This is a genomic window from Fusibacter paucivorans, from assembly GCF_018390735.1.
GTDB classification, from domain to species: domain Bacteria; phylum Bacillota; class Clostridia; order Peptostreptococcales; family Acidaminobacteraceae; genus Fusibacter; species Fusibacter paucivorans.
Genome location: NZ_JAHBCL010000027.1, coordinates 1 through 11,575, shown reverse-complemented (window position 1 = coordinate 11,575; position 11,575 = coordinate 1). Strand labels below are relative to the sequence as shown.

7 protein-coding genes are annotated in these 11,575 nt (G+C 38.4%); all 7 read left to right on the top strand.

Features of this window, described 5'->3' with window-relative positions; translation table 11 throughout:
* Positions 1–24: 24 nt before the first annotated feature.
* The 7 genes from KHM83_RS14435 (at position 25) to KHM83_RS14405 (ending at position 11,189) form a co-directional block, all read left to right on the top strand.
* Positions 25–1,089 (top strand): HD-GYP domain-containing protein, encoded by a 1,065-nt coding sequence (locus KHM83_RS14435; protein WP_213237741.1) that lies wholly within the window; start codon positions 25–27, stop codon positions 1,087–1,089.
* Positions 1,090–1,107: 18 nt separating this feature from the next.
* Entirely contained in the window at positions 1,108–4,452 is a 3,345-nt protein-coding gene (locus tag KHM83_RS14430) for a PAS domain S-box protein (protein WP_213237740.1), read from the top strand.
* Positions 4,453–4,694: 242 nt separating this feature from the next.
* Positions 4,695–5,075 (top strand): single-stranded DNA-binding protein, encoded by a 381-nt coding sequence (locus KHM83_RS14425; protein ID WP_213237739.1) that lies wholly within the window; start codon positions 4,695–4,697, stop codon positions 5,073–5,075.
* Positions 5,076–5,150: 75 nt separating this feature from the next.
* Positions 5,151–6,248 carry an HD-GYP domain-containing protein gene (locus KHM83_RS14420; protein ID WP_213237738.1) on the top strand — a complete coding sequence of 366 codons (1,098 nt, stop codon included), beginning with the start codon at positions 5,151–5,153 and terminating at the stop codon, positions 6,246–6,248.
* A 335-nt stretch (positions 6,249–6,583) separates the two neighbouring features.
* Positions 6,584–8,557, top strand: a complete 1,974-nt coding sequence (locus tag KHM83_RS14415; RefSeq protein WP_213237737.1) for a toprim domain-containing protein — start codon at positions 6,584–6,586, stop codon at positions 8,555–8,557.
* A 20-nt stretch (positions 8,558–8,577) separates the two neighbouring features.
* Positions 8,578–10,773 carry a DNA gyrase/topoisomerase IV subunit A gene (locus tag KHM83_RS14410; protein WP_213237736.1) on the top strand — a complete coding sequence of 732 codons (2,196 nt, stop codon included), beginning with the start codon at positions 8,578–8,580 and terminating at the stop codon, positions 10,771–10,773.
* 53 nt (positions 10,774–10,826) lie between these two features.
* Positions 10,827–11,189, top strand: coding sequence for a hypothetical protein (locus tag KHM83_RS14405; RefSeq protein WP_213237735.1), 363 nt, complete (start codon positions 10,827–10,829; stop codon positions 11,187–11,189).
* Positions 11,190–11,575: the final 386 nt, after the last annotated feature.

The following is an 11,575-nucleotide window of genomic DNA, read 5'->3' as shown; positions in this document are numbered from 1 at the left end:
ATCGCTGCATCAGTGGAGGTTGTTTTGAGGTTAAAAAGTATTGAACGCATCGCCGTTGGAGAAGTGTTGGGCAAATCGGTTTATGACGACAAGTGTCAGTTGCTTCTAGCTCGAAATGTTGCATTGACGCAGAACTACATTGACCGATTAAAACAAGCGAGCATTCAATGTATCTACATCGAGGATGAAATTTCTGAAGGCATAGAGCCTGAGAACGTCGTCTCCCAAGAGTTGAAACTTAAATCAGTCAATGTTATTCAAAATGTCTTTAAACAGGCGACCGGGAAAAAGAGCGTGGGATTTGATGCCATGCAGGTCGATCAAATTAAAGACATTATTGATGAGATGATGGAGATTGTCTTTTCGCATCGGGATACGCTTTATGTCATGGCAGAATTGATGGGAACAGATATGTATACCTATAACCACTCTGCCGAAGTTGCCGTACTTTCAATGCTCGTGGCGAAAAGTCTCGGGCTCAATCACCAGTTTATACAAAAAATTGGCGTCGGTGCCATGCTGCACGATATTGGGAAAATGAAAATCCCAAATGAAGTGCTGAATAAGATCACGCCGCTTTCCGATGAGGAAATGAAGCTTGTAAAAGAACATGCGCGCTTTGGTTATGATATTTTAAAAGAATCGATCAGCATTTCGCCAATATCTCGGCAAATTATACTGCTGCATCACGAAAAGCTGGATGGCAATGGCTACCCAATGCGGTTGACGGCTGATGAAATCCCGGTACATGTACGTATTGTGACGATGTGTGATATTTTTAATGCACTTGTCTCTAACCGTGCATATCGAGAAAAATTAAATGTCGATGAAGCCCTTGAAATTTTAAGAGCTGAAGCGATTTACCAATTGGACCGTGAAATCTATTATCATTTGCTTAAGGTGGTCAATATCTACCCGCCAGGGACAATTGTTGAACTGTCAAATGGTACGATTGGCATTGTCATAAAAGAGAACCGAGAGGCGCAAACTCGTCCGCTGGTACAACTGATCGTCAATAATAAAAAAGGCGATATTGTGAACTTGATGGATAACTTGACACTGTTTATTACGAAAACGATTGAGCTTTAAACCAACTAAGGAGGTAAAATGACGAAACTCGTTCTTTTCATAAAACTCGGGCTCGTTCTTTATATCATCCTGCAAATCATTTATGAATCAGTCAAAAATAAGAGCCTAAGGAATGTATTTATCTTTATGGCTCTTTTTGCGATGGCATCGGTGGATATTCGGCGACTATCGACAAATGCACCCGTTGATCTTTTTTCAGAAGTAATCCTTATTTTTATTCTGTTATACATTATTATTACAGTGCTTCACGTGCTGTTTAACGGAAAAACCCCGACAAATCATATTGTTGATTACCAGGTTCAGCTTCTTTCAGATGTCATTGAAAATGTTGAAGAAGGTATTGCGATTATCAATGTCAGTGATTTAAATGTTATTGCTTCCAATGAAGCATTTAATCAGTTTATTCATACATACAGCCGCTATATTACGCTTCATGAAATGATTTCAAGGTATAATCGCGGCAATCGCATTATTGAGCTCAAAGGTTTTGAAAATGAGACGCATTATTTTAGAATTTCATTGACGACGATTGATAATAGTAGAATTCGGATCCATATCAATGACATTAGTGACAGCAAACTCAAGGAAATAGCACTGGAAGCCGAACTTGAAGCTTATGTACAGCTCTGTGATACTGTGCAATACGCAGTCATGTGTTTTGATTCCAATATGGAAACAGAATTGGTTAATGCGGGGGCGAAGCAACTCTTTATGGCACAAGAAGAAGCTGCATTTGGCCGTAATGAACTAATGGATGTATCGCTTGAGACTTTTATGATGCTGGATAGCATGAAGAAGGACCTAGAACATTCTAATGAACCCGAAATAACGTTAACACGTGCGGTTTACATCGGTGGGCAAACCCATTACATAGAAGCAAAAATGCATCAGCATCAGCATGCGAAGCATTTGTCCTATATTGTAGAAATGAGAGATCAGACAGCGCAAGTTAGGTTAAAAACGAGACTAAATGCCATGCATTCACTGGTATTTGAAATTGAAGGGATGCCGCTTTTAGAGGACGTCTATTATGATCTTATTGCAGAAAAACCATATTTTATAGGTGTCAATCTCATGGAAAAAGAAATGGATGCAGATCTTTTTGCGGCATTTGCACATATGCTTACAGAAACGGATTTTATGCTGATGAGTGATATTCGCAAGTCGTATGCTGACGATCGCTACATCAATCAAAAGATAGGCAGTGACATGCCGTTTTATATCTACCGGATCGTACGTGATACCTTTGGTTATGCAGTGGGGATTGTTCTACGGCGATCAATACAGGCGAGGCAGTATTTAAAGATCGAAGAAGTAGGGCGTAATATCATGCCGCATGTTCGCGACGGTATTATCGTCATTAATGATGAAATGCAAATCATTTTTATTAACGATATGATGCTGCGAATGCTGTCGCAAAAGAGAGATGTACTCTTTGGCAAGCCCATTGCACTTTTGCTTGAAGAACATTATGAACTGAGGCATCCCGAGCGTTTGGGAAGCAATCAGTCCATTCACTTTGAAATGAATATGAAAGATGCTGACGGGCAGCTGATTCCGGTGGATGTGATTGAAATCGCCATACAAGGTGTCAACGGGCATAACATGATCCTGTTGGTTCGCGATATGGTTGAACGCAATCTGTTTAGGCGCAGATTTATGGAATCCCAAAATAAGTATGAACAAATTATCAATACGCTTCAAGATGATATAGTCGAAATTGCACTGCCTGAACGCAGAGTGGCCATTATTCAATCCATTGCTTTGGACCGCCAAGTTGTCGGGAGTGAATACACGTATTACGAGTGGCTGGAGCAAATACATGCAGAAGATCGAGCGAAGGTCAGTGAGAGCATTGATATTATTACTTCTGAAAAAAGTGAACGCCATATCTTCGACTATCGAATTTTCGATAAGGGTAAATGGATATGGACACGGAGTACAGGGAACTATGTCAGTGAAGGTGAAAGTGCCTTTGTACTATTGGTCAACCAAAGCATCAATGAAATAAAAAAAATGGAATCAGAACTGCTTGAGAGCCGGTTTATCTTGGCTGAATCTGAAAAGATAACAGATATGGCACATTGGAAATTTGATATTGGCAGCAATGTGTTTCTCGTTTCCGATAATTTTGTCAACGTCCTAAAACTGAAGAAGATATCAAAAGAAATTGCTTACGACGCATTGCTCGAACAAATGCATCCCGCAGATCGCCTCTATTTTAAAGAAAAATTTTATGACATGATTTGGCGAGGCGAGCGTTTGGATATCGTTTGTCGAATTATTCGCCATGGGGATATACGTTTTTTGCAAATCGTAGGCGAAAGTTACAATCGACACAATGTACCACAGTATGCCATTGGCAATGTGATGGATGTCTCTGAGAAAATCAATGTAGAGCATAAGCTTGAAAATTCAAAGCAATTGCTCAATACCATTATCGAACAGTCTCCAACTGGGATCATTGTCGTAAAAAGACTCGGCAAGATTGAAGTCATTAATCCTACGGCACTTCACCTCTTACATCTGGATGAACGTCAAAGTGTGACGACATCTGTCCTAAAAAGCCATATGGAAGTGCATTTTGAGGATGATGAAATCGGTCAAATTAGAGTTATACTGAGTCAACTTCTCTCAGATAGACATTTTTCAACTATTTTGAGAGATGATTTTAATCAGACGCTGCGGTTGATTTCATCTCCGCTCATTGATGAAGAAGGGCGGTATACGGGGAATATACTCATCCTCGTTGACATTACAGAACGTGAGCGCCTATTTGATCGTTATCGAAGCGAATCTGAAAAACTGCTGAAAGTCGAGCGGTTAGCGCGTCTTGCACATTTTGAGTTTAAAAATGAATTTGAATCACCTGAATATTCAGAAACGTTAAAAGATATCTTTGCCATTGATGTGATTTCAATGCCGTTTCGAAAGCTGTTGTTTTCATTTATTGCAGCGTACGATGCAGAACGTGTACGCGTTTTTTTGGATGAGACTGTTGGTAAAGTCGGCATATCACATATAGAATTTGATATCGCTGATGGTGAAAAGAAGAAAAAGCATCTGTTGATGTACTTAGATCAGCAGACTGTAAATGGCGATATCATCTGTCAGGGCACTATTCAAGATATAACATACGAAACGGATTGTAACTTGACGACAGAACGATGCCTTAAAATCGATCAGTTAGCCAAAACAATTGCAGATCACCTATTGGAAACCGTCAATGCATTTAATCAATTTCAAAATTTGAACAATGAAGGGAATACCTCGGCATGTGACGGAGAAATCCAAGTCATAGAAGCAAATCTTCAAGTATTAGAGGAAGCGACGGAGTCGTTGCGAACCTTAACCAGATATTAAAATCGTGATACTTAATAGCGTTTATTAAGCCCGTTTTTTGCAGAGATCACTATCGATGATGCAGAGGACGGTTTTTTTATTTGATAACGAAGACTGCAACGTAAAATTTTTTTGAGAGACAGGATCGAAATCAAGTGTATGTGAAATAAGGTGGGAAATTAGACAAAATTGAGAATTGTGTTTGACAAAATGTAAAAATATGGTAATATGATAATAAATACCATATTTTAGGAGGATGCTTTATGAATAATGTTAGTTTAATTGGTCGATTGGTACATGATCCGGATCTAAAAAGGACACAAGATGGAAAAGCATATACACAGTTTAATCTCGCGATCAATCGCTATATGAGTCAAGCTCAAAAAGAAGAAAAGAAGTTGGAAGGGAAGAGCACAGCAGATTTCCCAAGGATTGTCGCTTTTGGCAAAACTGCAGAAAATTGCTGTAAATACCTTCAAAAAGGTGCAATGGTCAGTGTGATTGGAAAAGTAACGACGTCAAATTATGAAAATAATGCCGGTGACGTGATTTACACAACGGACATTACTGCGGATCGTGTAACCTTTTTGGAACCGTTTAATTCTGAATATCGTAAAACACCGCTTCGCGAGGATGCTGTTTAAAGTAAAATTAACTGGTCATTTTGTATATTCTTGTATATAATACTACTAGAGTAGACACTTGACTAAGGTGGAAAAATGACGAAGTTAAAAAAAGAAGACTTGATCGTTGGTATGGTGCTTGCTGAAGATATTTATAGCAAAACCGGAGCTGTATTAATCGGTGCAGGAACAAAACTGGATGCATCACATATGCGCTTTATTGAAAGAGCCGATATGATATTCGTACATATTGAAGAAGATGCAGTAGAGACTACAGCTGCTTCAAAAGAGCCTAAAATGCAAGTTACTGCCGACAAACCAAAAACGTACCAGAAAGATATGCCAAGGTATAACTTGCAGGAAAGGTACCAAAATACTGTCAGCAAGTTTAAGAACATCTACTATGATTTCAGACTGGGTCGTGTGCCGGTTTTTCAGGAAATTGAAGACCTCGTTGAGCCACTCTATGAAGCGATCTTGAACGATGAGCACATTACTAGCAAAATGTGGCAGATACAGGCTTATGATGATTATACATTTGATCATTCTGTGCGCGTTTCCATGATTGCAGGGCTATTAGCCAAATGGTGTGGATATCCTGCTAATATTGTAAAAGATGCATCATTGAGCGGGCTGCTTCATGATATTGGGAAATGCAATATTCCTGATGAAATTTTGAATAAGCCGGGGCCGCTGACCCCAGAGGAGTTCAAAGTTATTAAAACACATGCGACATTGGGCTATGTGCTTATCAAAGATATCCCAAACATTAATGAAAATGTAATGCTTGGTGTTTTACAGCACCATGAGCGCATGGATGGCAGTGGCTATCCTCATGGAATCAAGGGAAAAGATATCAATATGATCGCGAGTATTGTTGCCGTCTCAGATGTCTATTGTGCAATGACAGCTGATCGTGTTTATAAACCAGCTTTTCATCCTTTTGAAGTTGCCAGTTACATTCTTGAAAAGTGTTATCATACCTTGAACTTTTCGATTGCCAAAACGTTCTTGACCAATATAGCACCTTTTTTTATTGGTCATCGTGTTAAATTAACCAATGATCTTTGCGGCGAAATTGTGATGACTTATAAAGATGACCCGGCAAGACCCCTCGTCAGAGTAGACGAAACATATTATGACCTGCGCAAGCACCTTGAAATAGAAATATTGCAGATGTTTGATTATGACTGATAGAGCCTCGCGGAAGCGAGGTTTTTTTTGTTGTGGTGCGTTAATAGAGCGAACACTTTATGTTGAGCAGTGTCCGTCGCGAAAGTAAAAGCGTAAATAATATATTGTAGGATAAGATTAACTTGACGAAAAAGAACGAGTGTTCTTGTTTTTTCTAAATCTCTTGCACAACCCGGTTGTAGTCTGATATGATAAGATTGGTGATCTTGAGAGACGCGTATGAAGATGTGTTTATACCATATATGGGATTATTAAAACACATTAAAATACTACATAAGGGATTAAATCATTTAGACATCCTGCGAGATTTCAGATAAATATACAGAGGTGAAAACATGCAAAAGAGCAATTATACAAATGAAAGTATTACAGCCTTGAAGGGAGCTGACCGCGTTCGAAAAAGGCCCTCGGTCATCTTTGGCTCAGATGGACTTGAAGGATGTCAACATTCATTTTTTGAGATATTGTCAAATGCAATTGATGAAGCGCGACAAGGCTTCGGTAATGAAATAACGGTTATTCGGCATTTTAATAATGTGATTACCGTTATTGACCGCGCGAGAGGTATTCCTGTCGACTTTAATAAAAAAGAACAGCGCTACAACTGGGAACTCATTTTTACTGAACTCTATGCAGGTGGAAAATATGAAAACAACACCGCTGATATCTATGAATACAGTTTGGGACTTAATGGCCTCGGTTTATGTGCAACGCAGTACAGTTCTGAATTCATGGAGGCGATTATTCATCGAGATGGTTTTGAATATCGCTTGAATTTTGAAAAAGGCGAAATCGCAGAAAATGGTTTTGTCAAAGAGCCTAAAAAGTATCGGCATACGGGTTCAATCATAAAATGGCGCCCCGATTTAGATGTCTTCAAAGAAATTGACATTCCAATCGATTTTTTCACAAGTACGTTAAAAAAGCAATCTATTGTCAATCCGGGTGTGAAGTTTGTCTTTCGTGATGAACCGACAGATGTCGTGCATGAATATCTCTATGAAAACGGTATTAAAGATTACGTCGAAGAGATCAGCCTAGGGAAAAATCTGTCATCTATCCTCTACTTTGAAGATTCAGGGATGGGTCAGGATCGTGATGATATGCCGAAATACAAAGTGAAGGCACAGGTGGCACTTACTTTTAACAACGAGGTTAACTGCCTTGAGTACTTTCATAACTCAAGTTTTCTGGAACATGGGGGTTCGCCGGACAAAGCAGTAAAAAATGCACTAGTCTATGAGCTTGATAAATTTATTAAGCAAGAATCAAAATATGTTAAAAATGAGAAGAAAATCTCATTTATCGATATCCAAGACAGTTTGATTATTGTAACGAACTCCTTTTCAACGGTTACGAGTTATGAAAATCAGACGAAGAAGGCCATTACAAATAAGTTTATCCAAGAATTTTTAACAGATATGATTAGAAAGAATCTTGAAATTTTCTTTATTGAAAATAAAGAGGATGCTATTAAGATTGTAGATCAGATTTTAGTTAACAAGCGTTCGAGAGAGAAAGCTGAGACGACAAGACTCAATCTCAAAAAAACACTAGGCAATAAAATTGATGTCACCAATCGTGTCAAAAAATTTGTCGATTGTCGATCAAAAGATCCAAACGTCAAAGAGCTTTATATTCTTGAAGGCGATTCGGCACTTGGTGCTACAAAATTAGCCCGGAATAGTGACTTTCAGGCTTTGATGCCAATCCGTGGAAAGATATTAAACTGTCTAAAAGCAGATTATGATAAAATATTTCAGTCAGATATTATTATAGATCTCGTCAAAGTTTTCGGGTGTGGTGTTGAGATTAAAACGCGACACAACAAAGAACTCGATACATTCAACCTAGACAATTTAAAATGGGACAAAATCATTATTTGTACTGATGCTGATGTCGATGGCTTTCAGATAAGAACACTGGTGCTAACCATGATATTCAGATTAGTACCAACGCTGATCGAGACGGGTAAAATTTATATTGCGGAATCACCGCTATTTGAAATTACCACATCGGATCAAAAGACATATTTTGCTTACAATGAACGTGAAAAAAATCAAATTGTACAACAATTAAAGAAAAAGTATACCATTCAGCGGTCTAAAGGCCTTGGTGAGAATGACCCGGATATGATGTGGCAGACAACCATGAATCCAGAAACGCGAAAACTGATTAAAGTGTCGCCAGAAGATGTGTTATCAACAGAGCGAATGTTTGAATTGTTGCTAGGAGATGATTTGGAAGGTCGAAAACAATTCATTGAAGTGAATGGCGAAGCTTACCTAGAAATGTTGGATTTAAGTTAAATAGAGGTGAATGAGTGACAATGTCAAAAGACACATTATATGTAGAACAACCCATAACAGAAATACTGGAAAAGAATTACATGCCTTATGCCATGAGCGTTATCGTATCGCGTGCTATTCCAGAAATCGATGGCTTTAAGCCCTCGCATCGAAAGATACTTTACACGATGTATAAAATGAAATTGCTCAATGGCAATCGAACGAAATCTGCCAATGTTGTAGGCCAGACGATGAAACTCAATCCGCATGGCGATCAGGCGATTTATGCGACACTCGTGCGTTTGACCAAGGGCAATGAGGCATTACTGCTGCCTTATATCGATTCGAAGGGCAACTTTGGCAAAGTGACATCAAGGGATATGAAGTTTGCTGCAGCGCGTTATACGGAAGTAAAACTGGACAAAGTCTGTGAAACTATTTTTGCTGACATTGACAAAGATAATGTTGATTTTTCTGAGAATTACGATGGTTCTATGCTGGAACCCGATTTGCTGCCAACAACATTCCCAAATATTCTGGCAAACCCTAATAAGGGGATCGCGGTTGGAATGGCGAGCAATTTTCCGAGCTTCAACCTGAATGAGCTTTGCGAAGCGACCATCTCATATTTGCAGCACAATGATGTGGATCTTTTGGAAATCATGCCTGCACCTGATTTTCCAACAGCAGGTACTTTGATCTATACTCAATCAGATATGCGAAAAATTTATGAAACTGGCGTGGGCTCTTTTAAACTAAGAGGGAAAGTATCTTACGATAAAAAGCTTAATATGTTGATTATCACAGAGATACCATATACGACAACTGTTGAACAGATTATTGATAAAGTGATTGAACTCATAAAAGCAGGCCGTGTTAAGGAAGTTTCTGACGTTCGCGATGAAACCGACTTGGAGGGTTTAAAAATTGCATTGGATTTAAAGCGGGGGACTGATCCAGAAGCATTGATTGCAAAGCTTTATAAATATACGCCGCTGGAAGATTCGTTTGCATGCAACCTCAACTTACTCATCAATGGGCGTCCGCAAGTGCTTGGCATAAAAAGCATTTTGAAAGAATGGGTTATTTTTCGACAAAACTGTATTCGCCGAAGTGCGCGTTTTGATATCAATCGCCTAAGTGAGAAGCTTCATTTGCTTAAAGGTCTTCAAAGTGTACTTCTCGACATTGATGAGGCGATTAAGATTATTCGAGAAACAGAACTTGAAAAGGAAGTTGTTCCGAGATTGATGACGCATTTTGGAATTGATCAAGAACAAGCTGAATATGTGGCGGATATTCGATTAAGATTTTTAAACAGGGAATATCTTTTAAAGCGATTGGATGAGATTACATCACTTGAAAAGGAAATTGAAGCGCTTCAAATGCTTGTAGAAGATGACAAGAAAATAAACAAACAAATTATACGCGACTTAAAGCAGATACAGAAACTGTATGGCAAGCCAAGATTAACGCAGCTCGTTCATCCAGAAGAAATTGTCGTCCATGAAGAGGAGCGTATTATTGAAGATTATAATTTGAAAGTGTTTCTATCGGCGCATCAATATCTCAAAAAGGTATCGCTTGTATCATTACGATCAAGCGGAGATCATAAGTTAAAAGAAGATGATGAGATTATTCAGGAAATTGAGGGGAATAATAGAGACGAGATCCTCTTCTTTACAGACCAATGTAATGTTTATAAGATGAAACTTCATGAAATAGAAGATCAAAAGGTCAGTACACTGGGGATTTTTTTGCCGAACCTACTAGACATGGATGAAAATGAAACCGTTATTTATGCAGTTGTCACTCAATCTTTCCAAGGTCATATGATTTTTGGTTTTGAAAATGGTAAAGTTGCAAAAGTACCTTTAGAGGCTTATCAGACTAAGACGAATAGAAAAAAACTCGTCAAGGCGTATTCTGATGAAGCTGCGATCGTTGGTGTTGCCTACCTGCCCGAAGCGACGGATATTGTCGCCATTAGAGAAGCGGGTAAAGGCGAGGTAAGGGCAGTTGTGTTTAACAGCGACCTCGTTCCGGAAAAGGTGACAAAGAATACAAAAGGTGTGCAAACGATGCGAATGAAGAGTGGTGCAGTTATGACGTATTTAGCTGTGCTTTCAGAGGAAGAACGCGAGCCGTTTTCTCAATATGTCGTGACAGATATTCCGAAATCAGGAACGATACTCGAACCCTTACATCGCATGACACTATCAACATTGCTTAAGTAGCGCGATGTTAAAATGTTTAATGTGAAAATATGAATGGCATAAAGGAGGTTTATATGAAGCTGCAAACAAAGAAAATGAAACAGATCATTTTGACGGTATTGACAATTGCAATCATTGCAAAAGTAGGATATGAACTAAAGTTTTTTGATGTCGCTTTCGGAATGTTTAAGTTGAAGTGCTTTAAAAAGCCAGTTCAAAAAGTTTCATTTAAAACACTTTCATTTATCTCTCATTCTTTAAATGATCAGGTGTTTCACATTGAAATGCGCTCAAGAGGGTGGCATTTTATCAAACAATACGGTAAAGGATTGATCTATGAAAAGGATGGTTATGAAATTTTAATCTCAAAACGTGTCTTTTTTAGCCAGTATAGCTTTTATGAAGTGGCCACAAAGGAAGTCTTTGAACTTGTATAGATATAAAAAGTTTTTTATTATTAAGCCCTTTAACGGTATGTTAGAGGGTTTTTTATAGGTGAAGGACTTAGATTGAGTGTTGTTGATAAGCAGATGTTTCATGGATAAAATTTCATAGGAACCGGCTAGTTTGAAGCCGTGAAGGAACTATCAGAAAATTAAGAATAGAGGAACTTTCAATAATTAGAAAAAAACACTTAAAAAAGATTGACGAAGTGTGAATAGTATAGTAAGATAATCAAGTCGCTTGTGAGCGAGTCGTTAAAATGCGAAGTGAGCGAGCGATAATCAAACATAAAATTCTAGTTAAAAGTTATTGACAAGGGTTGAGAGGTTTGATATAATTTAGAAGCTGTCGCACATTGTAAACACTGAGTTTGAAGGGT

Excerpts from the sequence above, each read along its gene's own strand:
- KHM83_RS14430 (WP_213237740.1), top strand. The coding sequence starts at position 1,108 with ATGACGAAACTCGTTCTTTTCATAAAACTCGGGCTCGTTCTTTATATC.
- KHM83_RS14425 (WP_213237739.1), top strand. The coding sequence starts at position 4,695 with ATGAATAATGTTAGTTTAATTGGTCGATTGGTACATGATCCGGATCTA.
- KHM83_RS14420 (WP_213237738.1), top strand. The coding sequence starts at position 5,151 with ATGACGAAGTTAAAAAAAGAAGACTTGATCGTTGGTATGGTGCTTGCT.
- KHM83_RS14415 (WP_213237737.1), top strand. The coding sequence starts at position 6,584 with ATGCAAAAGAGCAATTATACAAATGAAAGTATTACAGCCTTGAAGGGA.
- KHM83_RS14410 (WP_213237736.1), top strand. The coding sequence starts at position 8,578 with ATGTCAAAAGACACATTATATGTAGAACAACCCATAACAGAAATACTG.
- KHM83_RS14405 (WP_213237735.1), top strand. The coding sequence starts at position 10,827 with ATGAAGCTGCAAACAAAGAAAATGAAACAGATCATTTTGACGGTATTG.